The sequence below is a fragment of the Serratia marcescens genome (genome assembly GCF_029846115.1).
GTDB classification, from domain to species: domain Bacteria; phylum Pseudomonadota; class Gammaproteobacteria; order Enterobacterales; family Enterobacteriaceae; genus Serratia; species Serratia marcescens_L.
Genome location: NZ_JARVZZ010000001.1, coordinates 2,283,506 through 2,306,242 on the forward strand (window position 1 = coordinate 2,283,506; position 22,737 = coordinate 2,306,242).

At 60.8% G+C, this 22,737-nt stretch carries 25 protein-coding genes; 11 read left to right on the forward strand and 14 right to left on the reverse strand.

Annotated elements, in window-relative coordinates; all coding sequences use genetic code 11:
* Positions 1-75: 75 nt before the first annotated feature.
* Positions 76-840 (reverse strand): arylamine N-acetyltransferase family protein, encoded by a 765-nt coding sequence (locus QDT79_RS10690; RefSeq protein ID WP_308316474.1) that lies wholly within the window; start codon positions 838-840, stop codon positions 76-78.
* Positions 841-991: 151 nt separating this feature from the next.
* On the opposite strand from QDT79_RS10690, the gene QDT79_RS10695 reads away from it, so the two are divergent.
* Entirely contained in the window at positions 992-1,744 is a 753-nt protein-coding gene (locus tag QDT79_RS10695; protein WP_107227332.1) for an SDR family NAD(P)-dependent oxidoreductase, read from the forward strand.
* 31 nt (positions 1,745-1,775) lie between these two features.
* On the opposite strand, the gene QDT79_RS10700 is transcribed toward QDT79_RS10695, so the two are convergent.
* Entirely contained in the window at positions 1,776-3,596 is a 1,821-nt protein-coding gene (locus tag QDT79_RS10700; RefSeq protein WP_107227333.1) for a putative phage tail protein, read from the reverse strand.
* 197 nt (positions 3,597-3,793) lie between these two features.
* Entirely contained in the window at positions 3,794-4,693 is a 900-nt protein-coding gene (locus tag QDT79_RS10705) for a LysR substrate-binding domain-containing protein (RefSeq protein ID WP_308316475.1), read from the reverse strand.
* A gap of 116 nt (positions 4,694-4,809) precedes the next feature.
* Here QDT79_RS10705 and QDT79_RS10710 point away from each other — a divergent pair, with 116 nt between their 5' ends.
* Positions 4,810-5,589 (forward strand): HalD/BesD family halogenase, encoded by a 780-nt coding sequence (locus QDT79_RS10710; RefSeq protein WP_308316476.1) that lies wholly within the window; start codon positions 4,810-4,812, stop codon positions 5,587-5,589.
* 38 nt (positions 5,590-5,627) lie between these two features.
* Here QDT79_RS10710 and ansP read toward each other — a convergent pair whose 3' ends face one another.
* Both ansP and QDT79_RS10720 read right to left on the reverse strand, forming a co-directional pair.
* Positions 5,628-7,094: an L-asparagine permease gene (gene ansP, locus QDT79_RS10715; protein ID WP_063991199.1), complete on the reverse strand. Its 1,467-nt coding sequence runs from the start codon at positions 7,092-7,094 to the stop codon at positions 5,628-5,630.
* Between the two features lie 436 nt (positions 7,095-7,530).
* Positions 7,531-7,968: a PACE efflux transporter gene (locus QDT79_RS10720; protein ID WP_016928654.1), complete on the reverse strand. Its 438-nt coding sequence runs from the start codon at positions 7,966-7,968 to the stop codon at positions 7,531-7,533.
* 112 nt (positions 7,969-8,080) lie between these two features.
* Here QDT79_RS10720 and QDT79_RS10725 point away from each other — a divergent pair, with 112 nt between their 5' ends.
* Positions 8,081-8,974: a LysR family transcriptional regulator gene (locus tag QDT79_RS10725; RefSeq protein WP_063991200.1), complete on the forward strand. Its 894-nt coding sequence runs from the start codon at positions 8,081-8,083 to the stop codon at positions 8,972-8,974.
* Between the two features lie 16 nt (positions 8,975-8,990).
* Here the strand turns inward: QDT79_RS10725 and QDT79_RS10730 are convergent, their stop codons facing one another.
* Both QDT79_RS10730 and QDT79_RS10735 read right to left on the reverse strand, forming a co-directional pair.
* Positions 8,991-9,554 carry a DedA family protein gene (locus QDT79_RS10730; RefSeq protein ID WP_060420973.1) on the reverse strand — a complete coding sequence of 188 codons (564 nt, stop codon included), beginning with the start codon at positions 9,552-9,554 and terminating at the stop codon, positions 8,991-8,993.
* A gap of 50 nt (positions 9,555-9,604) precedes the next feature.
* The gene (locus QDT79_RS10735; RefSeq protein WP_063991201.1) at positions 9,605-10,282 is read right to left on the reverse strand and encodes a DJ-1/PfpI family protein; all 678 of its coding nucleotides are present in this window, start codon (positions 10,280-10,282) and stop codon (positions 9,605-9,607) included.
* Positions 10,283-10,373: 91 nt separating this feature from the next.
* On the opposite strand from QDT79_RS10735, the gene QDT79_RS10740 reads away from it, so the two are divergent.
* The 3 genes from QDT79_RS10740 to pbpG all read left to right on the forward strand — a co-directional run bounded on the left by QDT79_RS10740 (position 10,374) and on the right by pbpG (position 13,548).
* Positions 10,374-11,318, forward strand: a complete 945-nt coding sequence (locus tag QDT79_RS10740) for a GlxA family transcriptional regulator (RefSeq protein WP_308316477.1) — start codon at positions 10,374-10,376, stop codon at positions 11,316-11,318.
* 45 nt (positions 11,319-11,363) lie between these two features.
* A complete protein-coding gene (locus tag QDT79_RS10745) occupies positions 11,364-12,467 on the forward strand; it encodes an adenosylhomocysteinase (protein ID WP_107227337.1) in 1,104 nt (367 codons plus the stop codon).
* Between the two features lie 151 nt (positions 12,468-12,618).
* A complete protein-coding gene (pbpG, locus tag QDT79_RS10750) occupies positions 12,619-13,548 on the forward strand; it encodes a D-alanyl-D-alanine endopeptidase (protein WP_308316479.1) in 930 nt (309 codons plus the stop codon).
* A 34-nt stretch (positions 13,549-13,582) separates the two neighbouring features.
* Here the strand turns inward: pbpG and QDT79_RS10755 are convergent, their stop codons facing one another.
* Positions 13,583-14,038 carry a GNAT family N-acetyltransferase gene (locus QDT79_RS10755; RefSeq protein ID WP_063991204.1) on the reverse strand — a complete coding sequence of 152 codons (456 nt, stop codon included), beginning with the start codon at positions 14,036-14,038 and terminating at the stop codon, positions 13,583-13,585.
* A gap of 76 nt (positions 14,039-14,114) precedes the next feature.
* On the opposite strand from QDT79_RS10755, the gene QDT79_RS10760 reads away from it, so the two are divergent.
* The 5 genes from QDT79_RS10760 (at position 14,115) to QDT79_RS10780 (ending at position 18,701) form a co-directional block, all read left to right on the forward strand.
* Positions 14,115-14,519: a VOC family protein gene (locus QDT79_RS10760; RefSeq protein WP_130018374.1), complete on the forward strand. Its 405-nt coding sequence runs from the start codon at positions 14,115-14,117 to the stop codon at positions 14,517-14,519.
* A gap of 115 nt (positions 14,520-14,634) precedes the next feature.
* On the forward strand, positions 14,635-15,555 hold the full coding sequence (locus QDT79_RS10765; protein WP_130018375.1) for an alpha/beta fold hydrolase: 921 nt from the start codon (positions 14,635-14,637) through the stop codon (positions 15,553-15,555).
* 388 nt (positions 15,556-15,943) lie between these two features.
* Complete coding sequence (locus QDT79_RS10770) at positions 15,944-16,729, forward strand: TauD/TfdA family dioxygenase (protein WP_308316480.1); 786 nt, start codon at positions 15,944-15,946, stop codon at positions 16,727-16,729.
* 11 nt (positions 16,730-16,740) lie between these two features.
* Positions 16,741-17,658 (forward strand): AEC family transporter, encoded by a 918-nt coding sequence (locus tag QDT79_RS10775; protein ID WP_107227340.1) that lies wholly within the window; start codon positions 16,741-16,743, stop codon positions 17,656-17,658.
* A gap of 122 nt (positions 17,659-17,780) precedes the next feature.
* Positions 17,781-18,701, forward strand: a complete 921-nt coding sequence (locus tag QDT79_RS10780; protein WP_107227341.1) for a DUF808 domain-containing protein — start codon at positions 17,781-17,783, stop codon at positions 18,699-18,701.
* A 42-nt stretch (positions 18,702-18,743) separates the two neighbouring features.
* Here QDT79_RS10780 and QDT79_RS25125 read toward each other — a convergent pair whose 3' ends face one another.
* The 6 genes from QDT79_RS25125 to QDT79_RS10805 all read right to left on the reverse strand — a co-directional run bounded on the left by QDT79_RS25125 (position 18,744) and on the right by QDT79_RS10805 (position 22,537).
* Positions 18,744-18,827 (reverse strand): small membrane protein YohP, encoded by an 84-nt coding sequence (locus QDT79_RS25125; RefSeq protein ID WP_016928643.1) that lies wholly within the window; start codon positions 18,825-18,827, stop codon positions 18,744-18,746.
* Positions 18,828-18,930: 103 nt separating this feature from the next.
* Positions 18,931-19,470 (reverse strand): GNAT family N-acetyltransferase, encoded by a 540-nt coding sequence (locus tag QDT79_RS10785; RefSeq protein ID WP_063991209.1) that lies wholly within the window; start codon positions 19,468-19,470, stop codon positions 18,931-18,933.
* 158 nt (positions 19,471-19,628) lie between these two features.
* Entirely contained in the window at positions 19,629-20,441 is an 813-nt protein-coding gene (locus QDT79_RS10790) for a MetQ/NlpA family lipoprotein (RefSeq protein WP_308316481.1), read from the reverse strand.
* A 130-nt stretch (positions 20,442-20,571) separates the two neighbouring features.
* Positions 20,572-21,423, reverse strand: a complete 852-nt coding sequence (locus QDT79_RS10795; protein WP_308316482.1) for a DUF1460 domain-containing protein — start codon at positions 21,421-21,423, stop codon at positions 20,572-20,574.
* A 104-nt stretch (positions 21,424-21,527) separates the two neighbouring features.
* A complete protein-coding gene (locus tag QDT79_RS10800) occupies positions 21,528-22,070 on the reverse strand; it encodes a GNAT family N-acetyltransferase (RefSeq protein ID WP_063991211.1) in 543 nt (180 codons plus the stop codon).
* Entirely contained in the window at positions 22,070-22,537 is a 468-nt protein-coding gene (locus tag QDT79_RS10805) for an acyltransferase (protein WP_130018376.1), read from the reverse strand. The genes QDT79_RS10800 and QDT79_RS10805 overlap by 1 nt, the downstream gene beginning before the upstream one ends.
* Between the last annotated feature and the right edge of the window lie 200 nt (positions 22,538-22,737).

Consider the following 22,737-nt stretch of genomic DNA (forward strand, 5'->3'; position numbering starts at 1 on the left):
CACCTTTATCGACCGAAAACTGCACAAATACGTTCAGAAAAACGCTAACTGACCAGCATTACGCCGCCGGCGCCGTCAACGATCCAAATCGATGGCGAAATGCTGCCACAGCGCGGCGCGCCGTTCCTCTTCCGAATGCAGCGTCGTTTCGTGGCGCTGGTGATCTTCGGTCACGATCAGCTTCATGTCGCTGAGGGTCACCCGGCCGTGCTCCGTCGGCCGTGAACACACCAGGCGCTGGGTGAAATGCGACTGCGGCGAGGTGCTGTGGAAGCGGCACATCTCGTCGAACTCGTGCAGCTCGCGCGGTTGGGCGGTAAAGCGATACAGGGTTTTGGCATGCGAGCGTTGGTCGCCGTTGCGGCGCTCCAGCAGGTAATACTCGCCTTCCTGCTCCAGGTGGAAGGTGCCGCTGGCCTGCGGTTGCGGCTCGGCGGCGACGATCTTCAGCGGCGTCAGGAAGGAGTCGCCGAAACCGACGTCCACCAGCCAGGCCAGGCCTGCCAGATCCACCCGCAGCGCCAGATGGTCGTAGGGCGGGCCGAAATGGCCGTCGCGCGCGCGGATCTCGCCGGAGATGAAGCTCACCTTGAAACCGATCTCCCGCAGCAACAGGGCGAACAGCGTGTTCAGCTCATAACAGAAACCGCCGCGGTTGCGCTCGACCACCTTGCTGAACAGCGCCTCCGGCGCCAGCTGAATGCCCTGATGATAAATAATGCTCAGGTTCTCGAACGGGACGCTCAGCATGTGGCGATGGTGCAGCTGTTGCAACGTGGGGAGGTCAGGGCGGGCGGCGCCGGTAAAGCCGATATGCTGCAGGTAGCGTTGGGTATCCACAGGGAGTCTCGCATGAGAAAAAGTAGGCATAAAATAGCGGGCTTTGCGGCTTTTGTGAGCGCATTACGTGCTGCGCTGTTGCTGCTGCCGCAAACTGTCACTGGCCGGTGCTAGCCTGTTCCCCTGAGTTCAACGTTGCAGGAGAATGGCTATGCAAGATTTCAAACATCGGGTGGCGCTGGTGACCGGCGCTTCCACCGGCATCGGCGAAGCGATCGCCGCCGAGCTGTTTCGGCGCGGCGCCACGGTGGTGATGACCGGCCGCCACGAAGCGCCTCTCGTCGCAGCCGCCGCGCGGCTCGATCCCGAGGGCCGACGGGTGATGACGTTGCGGATGGACGTGCGTGATGCGCCGTCGGTGCAGCAGGGCATTGAAGAGACGGTGCGGCGCTGCGGCGCGCTGCATCTACTGGTCAACAACGCCGGGATCACCGGCCCGCACGAGGTGGACATCGATCGGTACGCGGTCGAAGACTGGCATGAGGTGATCGCCACCTGCCTGAGCGGCACGTTTTTCGGCATGAAGTATGGCCTGCCGGCGATCGTCGCCGGCGGCGGCGGGGCGGTGGTGAACCTCTCTTCCGCCAACGGCGTGGTGGGCATTGCCGGGATTGCGCCTTATACCGCCGTCAAGCATGGCGTGTTGGGCCTGACGCGCTCGGCGGCGCTGGAATTCGCCACGCGCGGCGTGCGCGTCAACGCCGTCGGGCCGGGCTATGTGGATACGCCGGCGATGGGGGCGCTGCCGGCGTCGGCGCGGGCGCAGATGGCCGCTTCGCACCCGATGGGGAGAATGGCGACGCGGGAAGAGGTGGCGAAAACGGTGGCTTTCCTGCTCTCGGACGACAGCAGTTTCACCACCGGCGCGTTTTACAGCATCGACGGCGGTTATACCGCGCGTTAATGGAAAACAGGCCCCTACGGGGCCCGTTCGGTTACCAGGATTTACGTGGGTTGCGGGAGACGATGTCGATCTTTTGACACAACAGTTGGGTGATGTCCACCGAGGTGGGCTGAGCGGCGCTGCCGATAAAGTTTTTCAGCACGATGGCGATGCGGGCGTAATTGACATAGCCCTCAGGCAACGGCAAATATTCCGACGAGTTAAGCGCAGTGATGCGATCCGAGGTCATCGTTGCCGACGCGGCCGGCGTTACCGTGCCGGTGCGCCCCCACTGGCAAGCTTTTTCCAGTAGGGTAGTGACGCCGGCATCGCCGTTCAGGACATACTTGCCTTGGTAAGTGCCGATGGTGACATCAAGGCTGTTCTGGCCTTTCAGGTTTGCCAGCGTGGCGCGCCACAGCACCAGATCGTTTTTCGCGATTGGGAAGTAGATCTCGACGCGTTTGTCTGTTGTCGTCGCCGTTTTGGTGGTAGCGGTCAGCACACCGTTTTGCAGCGTCACCGCCAGATCGGCGGTCTCCGTTTGCGAGAGGCGTGCGCCGCCGAAGGCATAGACGTTATTCAATGCCAGCGCGCCGCTTTCTTTCCAGCTCGGCTCCGGCAGATGGTTGACGCCATCGCCCAGATAGAGCAGGCGCCACATGTTGATGTAGCCGGGCGCGACGATCTTTTTCATCTCAATATGGTTGTTGGACCAGCCTTTTTTAATGTCGGCGTTCACCAGATCGAAACCGTCGATATAACATTTTCCGCTCAGATCGCTGGACTTATCGAAGAAGAAATACTCGACGTATTGGTAGGGCACGTTGCTGCCGGCATCGGTGTTGTTGGTCATCACGCTGTGCCATTGGCTGTCTTTGATTTTTACCGTACCGCCGTTGTTGCTGGTAAAGACCGGCCGGTAGTTGCGGCAATTGGCGTTGCCCCATTCGAAGTGGCAATTTTTGAAGTCCAGCGTGCCGCCCTTAAGGTCGAACAAACCATAGTCGGTATTGGCCAACTGTTCGGTTTCATTGCTAAAGCCGCTGTAGTCGAACGAACAATCGCGGAAGGCCAGGGCATGTACCCCCTGATAATAGTTTCTGCTGTCGCCGAACAGGCATTTGTAGAAGACGATTTTTTCGCCGGCGTTGGCGGTGGTTTCAGACCAGATCGGCCAGAAGCAGCCCCGTACCATGATGCTGTGCCAACTCTGGATATAGGCGTTATTGCCAAAGACGATACCTTTATACAGGTTGGTCAGCCAGACGTTTTGCACCAGCAGCTGACAGGCCGGCAAGCCGTGCATGTTAGAAGCATCGCTGTAGACGCACAGGCCGCGCAGGTTGGCCGCCGCGCCAGGGGCACCCACGATGCGCAGGTTATAAATCGCCGGCGCCCCCAGCGAATATTGTACGCGTACGCACTCGATGTTGGTGGCGCCGCTGAAGTCCAGAATAGTGCCCTTAAAATCGACGGAATTTTTCCATAGCTTCAGGTTGGCGGTGGTTTTACAAGGGCGAACGCCGCCGGGACCAACCAGGGTAATCCCCGCCGGGGTCGTTGGGATAGGCAACTGCCACCACTCTTCGCCTTTGACCTGCAAGAAGTTGCACGCGCGGGTAATGGTCAGCGAGTAATCCAGCTCATCGCCCGGCAGGTGCCACCAATCGATGCTGTAATCGCCGTCATTGATGATGCGCTTCCAGCGGCGGTTTTGCGCGTCGACGAGCAGGGTAACGCCGTTGTCCTGGCTGGTGGTATCCGCATCGTCTCGGGTAAATACGCCGTGATGGTAGCGGTTTTCGAGCATCACCGCGGTTTCGCTACCGGCATAGCTGCGCAGGTTGGCGTAATCATTTAATGAAATCATGGAATAGCCCTCGTTTTGGACAATAAGAGGCCGGTGCAATATGGCGATTGCAGGGGCGGCGGCATAGGGAAATGGCATTGTGGCCGAAGGGCGAATCGGTTCGCGATCCCGGTCGGCAGAGATAAATTAACAGGCTGAGGTGAGAGGCTTAAGCGTTCAGGGTTGTGCCTGACGCCAGCAAACATCGCCGCCGGGGTTCAGGCTTGGTCTGTAGATGCGAGGGTTTGCAACCAGGCCAGAAACGCCGCTGCGCCAGGTTTTTCCAGCGTGCGCGGCGGGTAAACCACGTAGTAGGGCTTGCTGAGCGGCAGCGCCGGTTCGGCCAGGGTGACCAGCTGGCCTTCCGCCAGTTCACGGGCGATCAGCCGCCGCTGGCCGAGCAGCACCCCGCGCCCTTGCACGGCGGCGTCGATGGCCAGCGAAGTCAGGTTATAGGTCAGCCCGCGCCGCGCCGGCGGCATTTGATCGGCGGCGGTGAACCACTCGTGCCAGCCCGGCAGAAACTGGCTCTCTTTGCCCCAGTCGACGTGGATCAGCGGGAGCTGCGTCCAGTCGCCGCGATCGCGCAGCGCCGGGCTGCACACCGGCTGCACCCGATCCTGAAACAGCCGCACCTTTTCCAGCAGCGGATAATCCTGATCGCCGAAGCACAGGGCGAAGTCTGCCGCCGAATGGGCGAAATCGACCGCTGCATGAGTGGCGTGCAGCCGCAGATCGCCGTCGGGGCACTGCGCCAACCAGTCGCCCAGCGCCGGGTTCAGCCACTTGGAGGCCAACGCCGGCAGGGCGAATACCGTCAGCGCCTGTTTGCCGCGCTGGCGCTCGACGTGCTGCTGCGCCACGCGCAGCGTTTCGAACGCCTCCTGCACGTAGGCCAGGTAGTCCGCGCCCTGTTCGGTCAGCGTGACGCCGCTTTTGGCGCGGATGAACAGCGTGATCCCCAGGTGTTGCTCCAGCTGGCGGATCTGCTGGCTGACGGCGGCGGCGGTCAGCGCCAGCGTATCCGCCGCGCGGGCCAGGCTGCCGGTGCGGGCGGCGGTTTCGAACGCCAGAATGGCGCTCAGCTTGGGCAAGCGCGCGCGGGACGGTGAGTGCATGGGCAGGGCTATCGCTAAGAATTGGTTAGCTTATCCATAACGTATTTTTGTTATGGCGGCAATGCGCCATTCGCTACAGTGAGAGGCATCCGGCTATCGCACACGAGGGGAACGTCATGCCGCAACTTGCCGATATTATCGATCTGTCCGCCCATCCCATCGACGACGCCGCGTTCCGCGCCCGTTGCCGGCAAACGCTGGAGCGCGCCGGCGCGCTGGTGCTGCCGGGATTTCTGCGCGCCGCCGCGCTGGCGACGGTAAGGCTGGAAGGCGCCGAACAGCACCGCGCGGCGTTTTACGCCACCAGCCAACACAACGTGTATCTGCGGCCGCAGGACGACGCGCTGCCGGCCGATCACGCGCGCAACCGGCTGGTGGTGTCGTCCAAGGGCTGCATTACCGACGAAGATATTCCGCCGCAGTCGCCGCTGCGCGCGCTGTACGACGCCCCGGCGTTTCGCGCGTTTCTCTGCGCGGTGCTGGATGAGGCGCAGCTGTATCCCTACGCCGATCGGCTGTCGTCGATCAACCTGCATTACGCCCACACCGGCCAGGAGCTGGGCTGGCATTTTGACAACTCCTCGTTCGCCATCACGCTGCTGATCCAGAAACCGGCGGCGGGTGGGCGTTTCGAGTACGTGGAGAACCTGCGCGACGCCGATCGCGGCGAGATGAACTATGCCGGGGTCACGCAGGTGCTGGACGGCGAGCGGGCGGTCAAACGGCTGGCGATGGAGGAGGGGGATTTGGTGCTGTTTCGCGGGCACAACGCCATGCACCGGGTGACGCCGACCGAAGGCGACACTACGCGCATGCTGGTGGTGCTGGCCTACAATGCGCAGCCGGACGTGATGCTGTCGGAAAGCGCCAGAATGACGTTCTACGGCCGGTTATAGCGGATAAAAAAAACCGCCCCGAAGGGCGGTTTGTCGATTCAGTGCGGGTTCTGCTCTTCGTGAGCCTGCTGCTCCAGCTTCACTTCCTGCGCGCGCTTGCGCAGGCCGAACCAGCCCAGCGTCAGCAGCACCGCCAGCACCGGAATGGTGGCGATGGTCCAGGTGCCGTTCGGGTAGTCGAACGCCATCATCACCACCACGATCAGCAGGAACGCCAGCGTCAGCCAGGAGGTGAACGGCGCGCCCGGCATTTTGAACGAGACCGGCTGCGCGCGGCCTTCGCGCACGGCTTTGCGCAGGCGCATCTGGCAAACGATGATAAACGCCCAGGAGGCGATGATGCCCAGCGAAGCGATGTTCAGCACGATCTCGAACACCTGCGACGGCACCAGGTAGTTGAGCACCACGCCGATCACGTAGATGCCGCAGGTGACCAGGATGCCGGCGTAAGGCACCTGCTGGCTGCTCATTTTGGCCATCAGCTTCGGCGCGGAGCCGCCCATCGCCAGCGAACGCAGGATACGGCCGGTAGAGTAGAGGCCGGAGTTAAGGCTGGACAGCGCGGCGGTCAATACCACGATGTTCATGATGGTGCCGATGTAAGGCACGCCCAGTTTGCTGAAGAAGGTGACGAACGGGCTTTGGCCGGCCTGATAGGCATTCCACGGCAGCAGCAGCACCAACAGCACCACGGAGCCGACGTAGAACAGGCCGATACGCCAGATCACGCTGTTGATTGCTTTGGGCATCATTTTGGCCGGATCTTTACACTCGCCGGCGGCGGTGCCGATCAGCTCGATGCCGGCGAAGGCGAAGATCACCCCTTGCACCAATACCAGCGCCGGCAACAGGCCGTGTGGGAACATGCCGCCGTTTTCGGTGATCAGGTGCATGCCGGTGGTGTGGCCGGCGACCGGCGTGCCGGTGCCGAGGAAGACGACGCCGACAATCAGGAACAGCGCGATGGCGACCACCTTGATCAGCGCGAACCAGAACTCCATCTCGGCGAACCATTTCACGCCGATCATGTTCATGGTGGCGACGATGCCGAGCGCACCGAGGGCGAACAGCCACTGCGGCACGTCGGCAAAGGTGCCCCAGTAGTGCATGTACAGCGCCACCGCGGTGATATCGACGATGCCGGTCATCGCCCAGTTGAGGAAATACATCCAGCCGGCGACGTAAGAGGCTTTCTCACCGAGAAACTCGCGGGCGTAGGAAACGAAGCTGCCGCTGGAAGGGCGATGCAGCACCAGTTCGCCCAGCGCACGCAGGATGAAGAAAGAGAAGATCCCGCACACCAGATAGACCAGCGCCAGCGCCGGCCCGGCCAACTCGAGACGGCCGCCGGTACCGAGGAACAAGCCGGTGCCGATCGAACCGCCGATGGCGATCATTTGGATCTGCCGGTTGCCCATGCTTTTGTGATAACCGGATTCATGAGAGTCTAGCCAGCGTCTTCTGGCGGCGTGTTTATCGTCCGCCGACTTTTTTTGTGAGTGCATTATCCGTCCTGTTTACCTGTCTATGATGAACTCCGCCCTGAGCTACAGGGCAAACGATTGCCATCAGCAATCGTAATGAGAATGAGGTCGTGGCATCATTCCGCTGTTTGTTGTGTATACAGCCGCCGTTAAATAACGGCGTGGCATGCTACCGTTTCCCGATAAAGGTGGCAAAAAAACCTGCGTACAAAGCGTGAACAATTGTGTGTATTTTTTAAACTGAAAACAAAAGCGCATATTATTCAGTAAGATGAGTCTCATTATCAACACGGAAATATCGAACGATAAAAGTGATTGAAATCACAGAATAATAATTACCGTGCAAATTAAAGGGATTTGGAAGTTATTTTGCGTGAGGGGGAAGGCGGGCGGAAAATAAAGCGATGGCGCCTGCGCAGTAATTAGCGTGCGCAGGCGAATCGGACGCGGGGGCTTTTTAGGCGGATTCACCGGCCGGCAGAGCCGAAGCCGGCAGGCCGAACAGCTTGTCGAACGCCCAGTTAAACAGGAAGGTGTAGCAAGGAATGATGACGATCAGCGCCATGTCCAGCAGCAGCGCCTGCCACAGCGTGATGCCCATCCACCAGGCGATCAGCGGGATCAGATACACCACCAGCGTCAGCTGAAAGCCCACGGCGTGCAAAATGCGGCGCTTGAGGGTGCGGGTGCGCGACGCCTGACGGCTTTCCCACCACTCGAATAAATAGTTGTAAATAAAGTTCCAGCTTACCGCGATGGTGGTGATCACCACCGCCAGCGGCCCGGTGCTGCTTGGCGCATGGCCCGACAGCAGCGCCAGCCCCAGCGCCGAGATCGCCATGCCGATGATTTCATAAGCGGTGACATACACCAGTTTGCGTTTGACGCCTTGCATTGTTTTCTCCCGATCTGTTTTTAGTTGCCTCTGTGGCGACGGCGGCTAAGATAACGTCAATCACATTGATAGAAAAAGTCAGGAGCTGTCAGTTTTACTGACAGGTTGAACGATGAATTTTTCCAGCGACAATATCGAACTGTTTCTGGCGGTGCTCGATCGCGGTTCGTTTTCCGCCGCCGCCCGCGCGCTGCGGCGCGTGCCGTCCGCCGTCAGCATGGGCATCGCCAACATGGAGGCGGAGCTCGGTTTCGCGCTGTTCGATCGCTCGCACCGCGAACCGACGCCGACCGCGCTGGCGCTGGCCCTGGCGCCGCACGCCCGCCTGATCGCCGGGCAGCTCAAGCAGCTGCAGGTGCACGCCATCGAACTTTCCCAGGGGCTGGAAAGCACGCTTTCGATCGGCGTGGCGTCGGACATCAACGGCGCCGGCCTACTGGCGGCGGTGAAAACGCTGTCGCAGCGTTATCCGCTGCTGAACATCGAAGTGCTCAGCGCGCCGCAGGACGACGTGCTGCACATGCTGCATCAGGAGCGCATCGGCGTCTGTCTGGCGTTCGGCGGGCTCAACATCAACAGCACGGAGCAGTTCCACTTCGTGGGCGCGGAGTCGCTGGTGGCGATGGTATCGCCGCAACATCCGGCGCTGGAGGGCGCGGCGGGCGAGCTGTTTCTCGAGGATTTGATCAACGTGCGGCAGATCATGGTGGCCAGCCGCGATCTGCCGATCGGCGATCTGCGCCCCCAGGTGGCGGAGGCCTACTGGCGCACCGACAGCCTGCCGATGGCGCTGAACATGGTGGAAGCGGGCCTGGGGTGGGGCAATTTCCCGCTGTCGCTGGCCGAGCCGCTGCTGGCGCAGGGGCGGCTGGTGCGGCTGAAATTCAAAAACACCAAGAACGAGCTGCGCTTGCCGATGCATCTGATCTGGCTGAAGAGCCGCCCGCTGGACAAGGCGGCGCGCGAGCTGGTCGAGCTGATGCGCGCGGCGCCACAGGAAAGTTGACGCCAGGCGCGCTGGCTTATTCCGCGTGGCGTTTGCGCCACCAGAAGCGCACCAGCAGGATGGCGGCGATCGCCAGTGCGACAAACAGCAGGCTGGAAAGTTTTTTATTGAAGCCGGTAAAGAAGCTTTCGATCGCCTGGCCACCAAAATAGCCGAGCATGACGAAGATCGTCGCCCACAGAATGGCGCCGAGGATGTTGAGCGGCACAAAGCGCGACGGCGGCAGGCGGCTGGCGCCGATCAGCACCGGGCCGATGATGCGGAAGCCGTACATAAAGCGCACCCCGATAACGAACAGCATCGGGTGGCGAGCGATCAGCCTTCTGGCGCGCGCGATGCGCTTTTCCTGCCCTTTGAGCCGCGAGATGACCCGGCCCTCGAACCGGCGGCCGGTGAAGTACAGCAGCTGATCCCCCAACGTGCCGCCGAGCGCCACCACCGCGATCACCCACGGCCAGTGCAGCAGCCCTTCGTGGGCGGCGATCCCGCCCAGCAGCGTGATGGTTTCTCCCTCAGCCAGGCAGCCGATAAACAACGCCCAGTAGCCGTAGTCCGTAATGTAGTGGGCCAAATCGGTCATTCCTTACTCCTTATGTGACTGACGCATAAGGGCAAGTATACGCCCGATCGCTAGCCTTGGGCGATCTGGGCCACCAACGCTCTGCGCCGCGCCAGGCTGTCCGCCATTTGTGCCTGTACCTTGGCGTAAATGTGCGGCGGGGCCAGTTCCGGCGTGCCGCCCGTGAACGGCGGGGCCGGGGCGTATTCCAGATAAAGCTGGATCGTCTGGGCGGTGTCTTCGCCGTGCAGTTCGGCGATCAGCGCCAGCGCAAAGTCGATGCCGGCGGTGACGCCGCCGCCGCTGATCACGTTGCCGTCGCGCTCTACGCGAGCCGCGCTGGGGATGGCGCCGAACAGCTTCAGGCTGTCGCGCATCGACCAGTGGCAGGCGGCGCGTTTGCCCGGCAGCAAGCCGGCGGCGGCCAGGATCAGCGAACCGGTGCACACCGAAGTCAGGTAGCGTGCATCGGCGCCCAACCGCCGGATTTGCCGCATGAACGCTTCATCCTGCAGCGCCTGGGTGCAGCCGCTGCCGCCCGGCACGCACAGCACGTCGCAGCGCGCGATCTCCGGCAGCGGGCGCAGCTGGGTGAAGTGCAAGCCTTCCGATTCGACATCCGCGCCGTCTACCGAAGCGACGATGATTTCCGCGCCCGGCATGTGGCGCAGAAACTGCAGCGGGCCGGTGAAGTCGAGCTGGGTGACGCCTTGATAGATGGGAAATACAATCACGAGTGGTTCAGACATGACATTCGCCTCATTTTTATCGTTGGACCTGGGCCATAATAGCCGCCCTGTTTTTGGCTGATATGACAGATAACCCTCAAAAAGCGCCATCATGAAAACGATCGGTTTTGTGGTTTTCCCCGGTTTCAACCTGCTGGACTTTGCCGGCCCGCTGGCGGCGTTCGATAACGTCAGCCAGTTTACCGATCCGCCGGCCTACCGCTGCGTGGCGATCTCGCCGCAGGGTGGGATGGTCGCCAGCTCGGCCGGGGTGGAGATCGCCACGCAGCCGTGCGGCGATGAGCGTTTCGATACGCTGGTGGTGGCCGGCGGCAGCGGCAATGTGATGGCGGCCCAGTCGCCGGCGCTGGTGGCGTTTCTGACCACCCACAGCCGGCGAGCGCGGCGCATCGCCAGCGTGTGCACCGGCGCGTTTATTCTGGCGGCCTGTGATTTGCTGGACGGTAAACGCGCCACCACCCACTGGTATCACGCGGCGCGGCTGCAGCAGAGTTATCCGCGCATCCGCGTCGACAGCAACCGTATCTTCATTCGCGACGGCGATATCTGGACCTCGGCCGGCATCAGCGCCGGCATCGATCTGGCGTTGGCGCTGATCGAGGACGATCTGGGCGCCACGATGGCGGCGGCCGTGGCGCGGCAGCTGGTGGTCTATCACCGGCGCCCCGGCGGGCAGTCGCAGTACTCGCTTTTGCTGGCGCTGAACCCGTCGTCGGATCGCATGCGCGCCGCGCTGTCGTACGCGCGTGAGCACTTGCACCTGCCGCTGTCGGTGGCGGATCTGGCCGACGCCGCCTGCCTGAGCGAGCGCCAGTTCGGTCGGCTGTTCCGCGCCGAAACCGGGCAGACGCCGGCCAAGGTGATTGAACAGCTGCGGGTGGAGGCGGCCAGGGTGCGCATCGAAGAGAGCGCCGAGCCGCTGGAGGCGATCGCCCGCTCGGTGGGATTCAGCGATCCGGAGCGCATGAGGCGGGCGTTTATCCGGGTATTTGGCCTGTCGCCACAGGCGATCCGCCGGCTCGGCCGCGCGGGATAACTTTTTAGCCACGCCTGACGGCGGGGCACACCAGAGGAGCAACGGATGTATCAGGATTTCGAGAGCGAATTGAACTGGGCGATGCGCCATATGCCGCGCACCCGGGCGGCGGTGGCGGCGTTGCCGGACCTGCACGGGGTACGGCTGGCGTGCAATATGCACCTGGATCTGAAAATGGCGCCGCTGGTGGCCGGCCTGCTGGACAAGGGCGCGGCGATCTTTCTGACCACCTGCAATCCCACCACGGTGCAGAACGATGTGGTGGCCTGGCTGGAACGGCGGGGTGCGCAGGCCTATGCCTGGCGTGACATGAACGCGGGCGAATGGTCGGAATCTTTCGACCGCGCGCTGGCCTGGCAGCCGACTCACCTGTGCGAAATGGGGGCGGACTTGACCACCCGTTTGCACCAATCGCCGAGCGGCCCGCAGATCGTCGCCGGGCTGGAGGCCACCGGATCGGGCATCAACCGTTTGAACGGCGTGGCGCCGCGCTACCCGATCTTCAACTGGGACGATCTGCCGGTGAAAGAGGGGCTGCACAATCGGCATATGGTTGGGCTGACCGCCTGGCACACCTTCTTCCAGACCACCCATTTGACGCTGCACGAAAAGCGCGTGCTGGTGATCGGCTACGGCCTGGTCGGGCAGGGGACGGCGGCGGCGGCCAGGGCTTACGGCGGCCAGGTGATGGTGGCAGAAATCGATCCGGCGCGCGCGCTGCAGGCGCGTTATGACGGCTGGCAGGTGGTGGATCTGGCGAGCGCCGTCGCGCAGGCGGACGTGATCGCCACCGCGACCGGCGCGAAAAACGTGCTCTCGGCGCAGCATTTGCAGCAGGCGCAGGACGGCGTGTTTATCCTCAACGTCGGCCACGTGGCGGAAGAGATCGACGTCGGCTTCCTGCAAGGCCTGCCGCACCACGAGCCGATGCCTTATGTGAACGCTTACCAACTCAATGAGAAGACGGTCTATTTGCTGGCCAACGGTTCGATGTTCAACCTGACCGCCGGCTACGGCGACAGCCTCAACGCCTTCGACGTGACGCTGGCGGTGATGGCGGCCGGCATCGGCCATATCGTCGGCGCGGGAGCGCGGCAAACGCCGGGGCTGTACCTGCTGCCGCAGTCGGCCTGGCAGCCGGCGCTGTAACTTTTTCTACGCGGGCGTTCATCCCAGAGCGCCCGCGGGCTGCGTCGTTTTTCGGCCGACAGAATTTGTCACAAATCCGCCATACAATCCCAGTGCCAAGCGCTGAACCCTCACATATAATTCGCTGAGTTCAAGCCCCCATTTCAGAGTAATGCCTGTGAAAATACGTGTTTTGGTTCTGACCCTGCTCGCTTTGCAGGCGGGCGCAGGCTTTGCGCCGCGCGCGCTGGCCAGCGACAACGCCGCCGCCCTGCACGCCACCCAGCCGGAGCTGGCCTCCGGCAGCGCGATGGTTGTCGATATGCAAACCCATAAGGTGATGTACGCGCGCAACCCGGATGAGGTGGTGCCGATCGCCTCGATCACCAAGCTGATGACCGCCATGGTCACGCTGGACGCGCACCTGCCGCTCGACGAGATGCTGGCGGTGGATATCCACCAGACGCCGGAGATGAAAGGGGTGTATTCGCGGGTGCGGCTGAACAGCGAAATCAGCCGTAAGGATATGCTGCTGCTGGCGCTGATGTCGTCGGAAAACCGCGCCGCCGCCAGCCTGGCGCACCACTATCCGGGGGGCTACAACGCCTTTATCAAAGCGATGAACGCCAAGGCCAAGGCGCTGGGCATGACCAATACCCATTATGTGGAACCGACCGGGCTCTCTATTCATAACGTGTCGACGGCGCGCGATCTGACCAAGCTGCTGATCGCCACCAAACAATACCCGTTGATTGGCCAGCTCAGCACCACCACCGAGCGCATGGCCAGCTTCAAAGATCCGAACTATACGCTGCCGTTCCGCAACACCAACCATCTGGTGTATAACCCGAAATGGAATATCCAGCTGACCAAAACCGGCTTCACCAACCAGGCGGGCCACTGCCTGGCGATGCGTACGGTAATCGGTAACCGCTCGGTGTCGCTGGTGGTGCTGGACGCCTTCGGTAAATATACCCACTTCGCCGACGCCAACCGGCTGCGCAGCTGGATCGAAACCGGCAAGGTTACGCCGATTCCGGCCGCCGCCCGCGACTATCGTCGCCAAAAAGACGCCAGCCTGGCGAAAAACACCACCGAATGACCCGCCTGGCGGCCTGCTCGTTTGCAGCAGGCCGCTATCGGCCCTCGGGCCGCCTGATGACAAATCCCCGCTCGCGATCGCCGTCGAAACCCGCTTTGAGATAAAGCTGGTGCGCGCCGGTGCGTTGCTGCCCCGACAGCAGCATCACCTTGTAACAGCCCTTGCGCCAGGCCAGCTGCAGCGCGTATTCGATCATTGCGAGCGCCACGCCGTGGCCGCGATAGGGCTCCGCCGTCACCACGTGCTCGATGACGCCGAACGGTCGCGCCTGATGCGCCAGCCCCGGGATCAGCGCCAGCATGCAGGTGGCGATCGGTTGTTCCTCGTCCGCCGCCACCACCAGACGGATAGCCGGATCGTCCAGCAGGCGCTGCAGGGTGCGGCGCGCGTCGTCGGTGCGCAGCGGCGCGTCCTGCGGGCGCAGCTCGCGATACAGAGCCAACAGGCCGTTGAGATCGTCCGGCTGCGCCAGGCGATGAATGATGCTCATGGTTGCTCCTTTCCGCCGCTTCAACGGTAATCCGCTATCCTCCATTAATACCACAACGATTGCCGGAGAGGATGTTATGAGTCAGGTTTCGACCTTTGTCATGTTCCAGGGGGAGGCGCAGCAGGCGATCGACCTCTACAGCCAGGTGTTTGCGCGTTTTCGGCTCATGCAGGTGCAGCATTACGACCCGACGCCGGACGGCCGGCGGCTGATCAAGCATGCCACCATCGATTTCGACCGGCAGAATCTGGTGTTTATCGACAGCCCGATCAGCCATGATTTCAGCTTCACCCCGGCGGTATCGCTGTTCATCAATCTGCCTAACGAAGAGGCGCTGGAGCAGGCTTTCCACCGCCTGGCGGAGGGCGGCAAGGTGCTGATGCCGCTCGACGACTACGGCTTCAGCGCTCGCTTCGGCTGGCTCAGCGATCGCTTTGGGCTTTCCTGGCAGCTCAATGTGCCGGCGGGGGATCTGCCCTGACGTTAAGGGGGCGCGTGCAAAAGGCATGGCAGTTCCTGCTGTCGTTTCATATGCTTATCACCGGGGCAGCGGCTCTGCCGTGGGGAATACCGACAACATCAGGGAAAGGTGCGATTTGATTGATTTTGACCGCTATGTTGAGCAAGCAAAGTCTTACGGTGAGTGGCCGGGGGCACAGGTGGGCACGTCGTCCGGCCGCGTTGAGGGATTGAGCTATCGCCTGTATCGGCAAACTGCCGAGAGCGAAGAGGTGATCCTGGTTTATCACGGCGGCGGGGTTAACAGCGCCGCAGGGTATGACATTCTTGCACGCCAGTTGGCCGCCGAGCCAACGTTCGCGGTGTGCCTGGTCGATATTCGCGGGCATGGCGACTCCTCGGGAGAGCGGGGGACGGTTGAGCGGCCTGAGCGTATTTGGCGCGATGTCGATGTCATGCTGGCGGAAATGCGCCTGCGTTTTCCGTTGGCGCGCAGACACCTGCTTGGCCATTCCAGTGGCGCCGGAATGTTGCTCAACTACTTGACCCGCTATCCTTGCGAACAGCAGGCGGACAGCCTGATCCTGCTGGCGCCCGAGCTGGGGCCATTTTCCGGGATGGCCCGCGATCTGCCGGCGGCGGCCCGTTTCGCCCAGGTGCGCCAATGGCCTTTTGTGGCCAATGCGCTGAGCGGCGGGCGGTGGTTTGGGCAATCCCGGGCGGTCAGCCTGAATTTTCCCCCGGCCGTGCTGGCCGCCGCACCCGATTTTGTCTGCCAATACAGCGTTAATATGGCTAACGCCTTGACGCCACGCACGCCGGCAAAGCAACTGGCGGCGCTGCGATTGCCGACTTTGTTGCTGGCGGCGGCGCAAGACGAGCTGTTCAGCGCGCAATCGCTGCAGCGTTTCGTCGAACAGCATGGCAGCGTGCATGTTGCCTTTGGCTTGCTTGAGAGCAGTACGCATTTATCGTGCGTCTTTGCGGCCCACGGTCATGTCCTGCGCTACCTCTCGCGCGTATTCGCTATCGCGTCTGATGGAAACGTCCCTACGTAGCTGTTTGTTTTTTAACCACTTCTTCTCCGTCAGTAACTGGACGGAGGAGTGGTGATTAAGATCACGAAATTAGTTAATAAATCTTTATGAATTTGATTGCAAGGTGTTAACATCCTGCCGCTTTCATTAGGCTTGCTAATGATATTCTTATTGTCAAGGAATGCTCAGGATGGATTACCAAAACGTCTTTCAATTGACGGATCAGGAAAGAAACGAGTTATTTTCGGCATTAGATAAAATTGCTTACGATCCGGCCGGCGGTGATGCGTATATTCACGCCATACGATCGGCCATGATTACCCACTTGCCCCACAGATTAAGCGCCGCATTAAGCCAGCAAAAGGCGTCAATCAAACCACGGCCTTATCTTATTTTAAAAAATGTGCCGGTGGATAAAGAAGTGTTCTTTTCCCCTTGCCCGAAACAATACACGCCTTCGGCCAAATCCGGTAATATCAGCGAAAACCTGTTGGTGGGTATTTCTTCGTTAATCGGCGAGCCCTATTCGATGTATTTCGAGGGGAAGGAACTGATTAATAATCTGATCCCCAAACGCGAAGCCAAAAAAGAATATACCGGTCTGGGGTTCGATGTTGAACTGGATTTCCATATTGAAAATGCAGCGCTGAAACACCTGGAGCAGTTCAACGTCTCGCCAATGGGCCTGCTGCTGGCCGGCGTGCGCCGCGATCCGCACAGCCCGATGACGCGCATCTCCGATTCGCGTCTGGCGATCGCTCAACTGAGCCGCGAGGACGTCGAAACGCTGGCCAGCCCGCTGTACAGCATCAAGCTGCCCTACCGTTGGCGCCAGTCCACCCAGGCCGGGCGCGAAGAAACCGCGCTGGTGCCTTTGATTTCGCAAAATCACGTATTGCCGGATGTGAGCGCCGTCTTTTATCCCGGCATGATTGCGGCCAGCACGCCACGAGCGGAAGCCGCGCTGGAGCGTTTCTACGGGTTGGTGAAAGAAAACGCCATCGGTATCGATATTTGCCCGGGCGATTTGGTGTATATCGATAACCGCTTTGCGCTGCATTCGCGCGATAAATTCACGCCTTCTTTCGATGAAAGAGATACGCCGTTGCGCTGGGTGCAACGCGTCTTCATCTCGGCAAGTTTGTGGAATCACCGCAACCTCAATCAGGTTGAAGAGCGCATTTTCTCGATTTAAGGTTATTATTCATGCTGAACGTTTTTCTTTCTATATTGCCGATTTTTTTGTTAATCGTGCTGGGTTATTGTTCGAAACTCTATGTTAAAGACGTCGCCGTATTTTGGGGCTTCTCAGACAAATTCGTTTATTACCTGTTTTTTCCGGCGCTGTTGATATTGGATATCAGCGAGGCGGATTTTAGCGGCGCGGACAGCTTTTATCCCGTTGTGGCGACCATTGTTTCCACGCTGGCCATCGCGTTGATTATTTTCGTTGGCAAACTGTTCTTCAATACGTCGGCCGATCTGTTTACCTCCATTTTTCAGGGCGGAGTCAGATACAACTCTTATGTATTCATCGCGCTGTCGCAATCGCTGTTCGGCAGCGAGGGGGTGGCGCTGTCCGGTTTCTTCGTGGCGTACATGATCATTCTGACCAACATCATGAGCGTGTTGGTGATGAACCACTACGGCACCGGCAGCAAGAAAAGCCTGAGCGGTGCGCTGCTGGCGCTGACGAAAAACCCGCTGATCATCGGCGCGCTATTCGGGGTGCTGATGAACCTGTGCAACCTGCACATCACCGGCGCGCTTAAACAGCTGTTCGTTTATCTCTCCAACGCCGCCACGCCGCTGAGCCTGATGTCGGTCGGCGCAGGGTTGATCGTCAGCATGCATATCCGCAAGCTGGTTTCCATCTCTTATGCGACCGTGCTGAAACTGGTGGCCATGCCGCTGATTACCATTGCGCTGGTGCACTATTTCGGCGCCACCGGCGTGCCGGCCAGCATCGCCATTCTCTACTCCGCCGTGCCTTGCGCCGGCAACGCCTATATTCTGGCGCGGCAAATGGGGGGCGATCATGAAGCGATGGCCTCCATCATCACCTGGACGACGCTGCTGTCGGTGATTACCGTGACGTTCATCCTGGGCAGCGTAGCGCTCTAACGCCGGCGCCGGGCGGTATTCGCCCGCCCGGCATTTTCCGCGATCCTCCCATATCCTTTCATGACGCTTTACCGCTATGCTAAATATAGAATGGCCCGTGAACATGAAAAGGATGAATCATTTTGGCAGGAAGTAGCTTACTTACCCTTATCGACGACATCGCCTCGTTGTTGGACGACGTCTCGTTAATGAGCAAGATGGCGGCGAAAAAAACCGCCGGGGTGCTGGGGGACGATCTGGCGCTCAACGCGCAGCAGGTCACCGGCGTTAAAGCCGACCGCGAGCTGCCGGTGGTGTGGAACGTCGCCAAAGGCTCGTTGATCAACAAGGCAATCCTGGTGCCGCTGGCGCTGCTGATCAGCGCTTTTGCACCCTGGGCGATTACGCCGCTGCTGATGGTGGGCGGCGCCTACCTGTGCTACGAAGGGTTCGAAAAGGTGTTTCACAGCCTGAGCCACGGCAAGGCGGCACAGGAAGAAAAATCGGACGGTCCCGGCGCCAATGAGGATGCCGCGGCCTATGAGAAACGTAAGGTGAAAGGCGCAATACGCACCGACTTCGTGCTCTCCGCCGAGATTATCGCCATCACCTTGGGCACGGTCGCCGGCGCCACCTTCAGCCAGCAGGTGATCGTCTTGTGCGGCATCGCCGTCGTGATGACGCTTGGCGTGTACGGCATCGTCGCCGGCATCGTCCGGCTGGACGATCTGGGGCTGTATCTGAGCCGTAAAAGCAGCGCGGTGGCACGCTCCCTCGGCAGCGGCATCGTGCGTGCCGCGCCTTATCTGATGAAGACGCTGTCGATCGTCGGCACCATTGCCATGTTTATGGTCGGTGGCGGCATCCTGACCCACGGCCTGCCGCCGGTGCATCATCTGTTCGAAGACTGGGCTTCGTACACCACCGTGGTGCCGACGTTTGGCCATCTTTTGCAGGGAGTGGTTCCGGCTCTGCTGAACGTGGCGTTCGGGCTGGTGGCCGGCGGCGTGGTGCTGGCGGTGGTGTCGGCGCTGGGGGCGGTGCGCGCGCGTTTCAAGGCATGATGAAAAGTCTCGCCCCGAGAGGGGCGGGACGTATGAGACGGATTAAAAGATCAGTTTGAGAACGCCGGTAATCGTCAACAAACCCACGATAAAGATGATGGCGACAATCCACAGAATAATTTTCATTTACTTCTCCCTTACCGGTTAAATGTGGCGCACGATTGGCGCTAACTCAATGAAATCACTCTTCACTATAGACGCTAACTTCCTATCGTGCGTCGCCATGCATTCAGGGATGCCGATTGTCGCCCGCGCCCAGCGCGCGCTGCATGATGTGGGTGTCGCGCCATTCCCCCAGTTTGAACCCCACGGCCTTTAACGTCCCTACGCTGGTAAAGCCGAGCGACTGGTGCAGCGCCAGCGAACCGCGGTTGGCGGCGGAATCGCCGACGATCGCCAGCATCTGGCGCCAGGGGCCTTGCTCGCAGCGGGCGATCAGCGCGCTCAGCAGCGCCTTGCCGACGCCTTTGCCCTGTTGCCCCTCGGCGATATATACCGAGTCTTCCACGGTAAAACGATAGGCCGGCCGGGGGCGATACGGCGTGGCATAGCAGTAACCCACAATACGGCCTTCGCTTTTCGCCACCAGCCAGGGCAGCCCGGCTTCTTGCACCTTGCTCCGCCGCAGTTGCATTTCCGCCAAGGCCGGCGGCTGTTCTTCAAACGAGGCGGCACCGTACAGCACGTGGTGGGTGTAAATGCGCAGCACGGCGGCCATATCGTCCGGCGTGGCATCGAGGAGGCTGAGTACGGGAGCGGAGAGCGTCATGATAATGCCTGTTTACCTTGGAAATCAGCGGATAAGCGCCATTATGCGCGCCGCTTGCCGCCGGGGTAAATCGGGTTTTCTTATGGTGAGATAAGAAAAGGCGATGGTGAGCGGGAAGGGGCTCTTTGGGGAGAGCCCCTGTGGCGCTGTGCCCGGAATTACCAGCCTTTTACCGCGCCGCCGTTGAAGATTTTCTCGGCGGCTTTGGCCACTTCGTCAGACTCATAGGCCTTGATGAAGTTCTGCACGTTCGGCGCGTCCTTGTTGTCTTCGCGGGTAACGATGATGTTGGTGTACGGCGAGTCCTTATCTTCGATGAAGATGCCGTCTTTGGTCGGCGTCAGACCGGTCTGGTTGATGTAGGTGGTGCTGATGACGGCGACGGTGATTTTCGGATCGTCCAGCACGTGCGGCAGTTGGGCGCCTTCCAGCTCCATGATTTGGTAGTGGTGCGGGTTGGCGCTGATGTCCAGGGCGGTAGGCAACAACCCCTTGCCTTGCTTCAGCGTAATCAATCCGGTTTTTTCCAGCAGCAGCAGGGCGCGCCCCAGGTTGGTCGGATCGAGCGGGATGGCGATCACCGCGCCGTCCGGCAGCTCTTTGAGCGATTTTATCTTTTTCGAGTAGCCGGCCATCGGGAAGACAAAGGTATTGCCGACCGCCACCAGCTTATAGCCGTGATCTTTGTTTTGTTGTTCGAGGAACGGGCGGTGCTGGAACACGTTGGCGTCCAGTTCGCCTTTGTCGGTGGCGTCGTTCGGCAGCAGTGAACCGCTAAAGCCGACCAGCTCGACGTCCAGCCCGTATTTCTCTTTCGCCACCTGTCTGGCGACTTCCGCCACGTCCTGTTCCGCGCCGTTGATGACGCCGACCTTGATATGATTCTGATCGGTTTTTTGATCGCAGCCCTGAAGCGCCAATACGGCGGCGAAGGCCGCCGCCAGAGGGGTGATACGCCAGCGTAAGGTCATCGAAGTCTCCCTGAAAAGAACAATAAAATCAGTTGTTTTTTGTCCTTACAGCTAAGCCTGAACCGCCGATGAAGTCAAACGCTCGTTCAGCATAAACGGCTATAGCTTATAGCCGTTATGCGGCGGGGGATTATCGGCTGAGCGAACGCAGCACCACGATGCCCGGCGTAGCCATCACGTAATCCATAAAGGGCGAATCGACCACCTGCATGTTGGCCTTGCGCGAAGAGGCGTTGCGCAGCACCGGACCGTTGTCGGTCATCACGAAGATGCCGGTGTGGGTCACATCCAGCCCGTCCAGGTTGGTGTAAATACCGATGTAATCGCCGGTGTGCAGCTGGGCCAGCACCTTGTCGTCGACGTTGTCGCTGGGGATATAGGTCACGCTGCGTTGTACGTTGGGCAAACCGGGCAGGTAGCTGCTGCCGTCCGCCTTGCGGTTGAGGGTTTTCACGAGGGTGACGGCGTGCGGGCTGAGCTGCGCGGTGATGTCTTCGGCCACCTGGTGCGGCCGCTGCGCCCAGTCGGTGAAGAAGTGTTTGCGCTGCGGGAAGGCGATTTTGCCGTCGACGTAGCGAATGTCTACCAGACGCTGTACGAACTCGCCCTCGCTGCGAGCGGTGCTGAGCGCTTCCACATAATCGATGTAGGTGAAGCAATCCAGCCCGCGGAAGTCGATCACCAACTTCTCGGGCGTGCTCTGCGAGCCGATCAGGCGGTTGGCGAGATAGGGCGTGCCGAGAAACTCGCGCGAAATCAAATCGACGGTGCGGCCATGCGGCTGTGCGGCGGGCCAATCGGCGCGCAGCGCGAGGATCTCACGCAGCTTGCTGCGGGTGCTGGCGTCCATCTCCGGCTGCGCGCCCGACGGCGAAACGGTGACGTCGGTCGGCGGCGTCGCGGGGGAGACGGCGGCAGGGCGCTCGGCGCATCCGCTCATGGCGATAGCTAACATCAGTAAAACAACCTTGTTCTGGTTCATACGGCCCTCCCTGGGTGTCGCTGGCTTATCAGAGTCAGTGATAACAGTTCTCATCCGATGGTAGGGGTTAAAAAGTAAACATAGCCTCAATAGCGGCCGATAAATCAGTAACCGATTTCGCTATTGAACGGCAAATACCAGAACAGCGCGATTTCGTGATCGGCGATCTCCGGCTCGGCGCGGTACAGCAAACGGTCGATGCCGCCGAGAATAAACCCGTAATGCTGGTAGCAGCGACAGGCGGCCAGATTGTTGTTCTGCGTTTCGAGCATCATACCCGAGGTTTCCTGCTGCCGCGCCCACTGTTTGGCGCAGTCCAGCAGCGCCCCGGCGATGCCCTGACGGCGCGCGTGAGCGCTGACGGCGATCTCGTCAATCAGGGTATAACCGTTCCAGTTTTTGCTCAGCGTGATGTGGCCAACGGCGTCGTCCTGGCGATACGCCAGGAAGGTCGCGCTGTCTTCGTTGGCGAACGGCGCCAGGGGATACTGCTTGCGAAACGGCGCCACCGGGTGGGTTGGCCAGCTGTCGACCGGCGTGTCGAACTGCGGCAGGGCGTAACAGCGGATGGTAAAGCCGAAATCGCCGCGCGTCAGGTAATCATCGGGCAGCGCCTCAATGGCTGCGATGCGGATGGCCGGGGTCATTACGGCAGCTCCCGCAGCAGGCGCGCCGGGTTGCCGGCATAAATCCCCTTGCGGGTGATGTCGCGGGTTACGACCGCCCCGGCGCCGATCACCGCGTCGCTGCAGATCTCCACCGCCAGGATCGTGGCGCCGGAGCCGATGGATACCCGATCGCCGACGCGTGTGCGCCCCCAACTGGCCGGATCGGCATTGGGTGCGCCGTCTTTGAACAGATCGTTGGCAAAGGTGACGCCGTGGCCGACAAAGCACGCTTCGCCGAGGGTGACGTATTCGCAGATAAAGCTGTGCGACTGAATTTTACTGCGCGCGCCGATGCTGACGTGGCGCTGGATCTCCACGAACGGGCCGACGAAGACATCGTCGCCGAGCCGGCAGCCGTACAGATTGCAGGGCTCGACAACGGTGACGTTGCGCCCGGCGTCGACGCCGACGATCCCCGCCTGGCGGGTGGTGATAACGGATGACATGGCCTTCCTCGCAGCCTGGTTTTTATGGTGGGAGTATAAGACAAAGCGCCGCGGCGTTGCGCTTTCCGCACGTTTTTTCGCCGAAAGACTATAATTAGTACAGGGGAGAGAGCCCCGTGGCCGCAATCCTCGCACGGGTAGCAGTCCGTCGGAGGTGTGAAATTCGTTCGCCGATCGCGGCCTACGGCGAGATAGGAGGT

What these genes read in the sequence shown, in the direction of transcription:
- QDT79_RS10710 (WP_308316476.1), top strand. Translation starts at nt 4,810, where the DNA reads ATGCCGCAACTTGCCGATATTATCGATCTGTCCGCCCATCCCATCGAC.
- QDT79_RS10740 (WP_308316477.1), top strand. Translation starts at nt 10,374, where the DNA reads ATGAAAACGATCGGTTTTGTGGTTTTCCCCGGTTTCAACCTGCTGGAC.
- QDT79_RS10775 (WP_107227340.1), top strand. Translation starts at nt 16,741, where the DNA reads ATGCTGAACGTTTTTCTTTCTATATTGCCGATTTTTTTGTTAATCGTG.
- QDT79_RS10755 (WP_063991204.1), bottom strand. Translation starts at nt 14,038, where the DNA reads ATGAGCATCATTCATCGCCTGGCGCAGCCGGACGATCTCAACGGCCTG.
- QDT79_RS10730 (WP_060420973.1), bottom strand. Translation starts at nt 9,554, where the DNA reads ATGACCGATTTGGCCCACTACATTACGGACTACGGCTACTGGGCGTTG.
- QDT79_RS10695 (WP_107227332.1), top strand. Translation starts at nt 992, where the DNA reads ATGCAAGATTTCAAACATCGGGTGGCGCTGGTGACCGGCGCTTCCACC.
- QDT79_RS10805 (WP_130018376.1), bottom strand. Translation starts at nt 22,537, where the DNA reads ATGTCATCCGTTATCACCACCCGCCAGGCGGGGATCGTCGGCGTCGAC.
- QDT79_RS10785 (WP_063991209.1), bottom strand. Translation starts at nt 19,470, where the DNA reads ATGACGCTCTCCGCTCCCGTACTCAGCCTCCTCGATGCCACGCCGGAC.
- QDT79_RS10760 (WP_130018374.1), top strand. Translation starts at nt 14,115, where the DNA reads ATGAGTCAGGTTTCGACCTTTGTCATGTTCCAGGGGGAGGCGCAGCAG.
- QDT79_RS10790 (WP_308316481.1), bottom strand. Translation starts at nt 20,441, where the DNA reads ATGACCTTACGCTGGCGTATCACCCCTCTGGCGGCGGCCTTCGCCGCC.
- QDT79_RS10700 (WP_107227333.1), bottom strand. Translation starts at nt 3,596, where the DNA reads ATGATTTCATTAAATGATTACGCCAACCTGCGCAGCTATGCCGGTAGC.
- QDT79_RS10720 (WP_016928654.1), bottom strand. Translation starts at nt 7,968, where the DNA reads ATGCAAGGCGTCAAACGCAAACTGGTGTATGTCACCGCTTATGAAATC.
- QDT79_RS10795 (WP_308316482.1), bottom strand. Translation starts at nt 21,423, where the DNA reads ATGAACCAGAACAAGGTTGTTTTACTGATGTTAGCTATCGCCATGAGC.
- ansP (WP_063991199.1), bottom strand. Translation starts at nt 7,094, where the DNA reads ATGCACTCACAAAAAAAGTCGGCGGACGATAAACACGCCGCCAGAAGA.
- QDT79_RS10725 (WP_063991200.1), top strand. Translation starts at nt 8,081, where the DNA reads ATGAATTTTTCCAGCGACAATATCGAACTGTTTCTGGCGGTGCTCGAT.
- QDT79_RS10800 (WP_063991211.1), bottom strand. Translation starts at nt 22,070, where the DNA reads ATGACCCCGGCCATCCGCATCGCAGCCATTGAGGCGCTGCCCGATGAT.
- QDT79_RS10735 (WP_063991201.1), bottom strand. Translation starts at nt 10,282, where the DNA reads ATGTCTGAACCACTCGTGATTGTATTTCCCATCTATCAAGGCGTCACC.
- QDT79_RS10705 (WP_308316475.1), bottom strand. Translation starts at nt 4,693, where the DNA reads ATGCACTCACCGTCCCGCGCGCGCTTGCCCAAGCTGAGCGCCATTCTG.
- QDT79_RS10745 (WP_107227337.1), top strand. Translation starts at nt 11,364, where the DNA reads ATGTATCAGGATTTCGAGAGCGAATTGAACTGGGCGATGCGCCATATG.
- pbpG (WP_308316479.1), top strand. Translation starts at nt 12,619, where the DNA reads ATGCCTGTGAAAATACGTGTTTTGGTTCTGACCCTGCTCGCTTTGCAG.
- QDT79_RS25125 (WP_016928643.1), bottom strand. Translation starts at nt 18,827, where the DNA reads ATGAAAATTATTCTGTGGATTGTCGCCATCATCTTTATCGTGGGTTTG.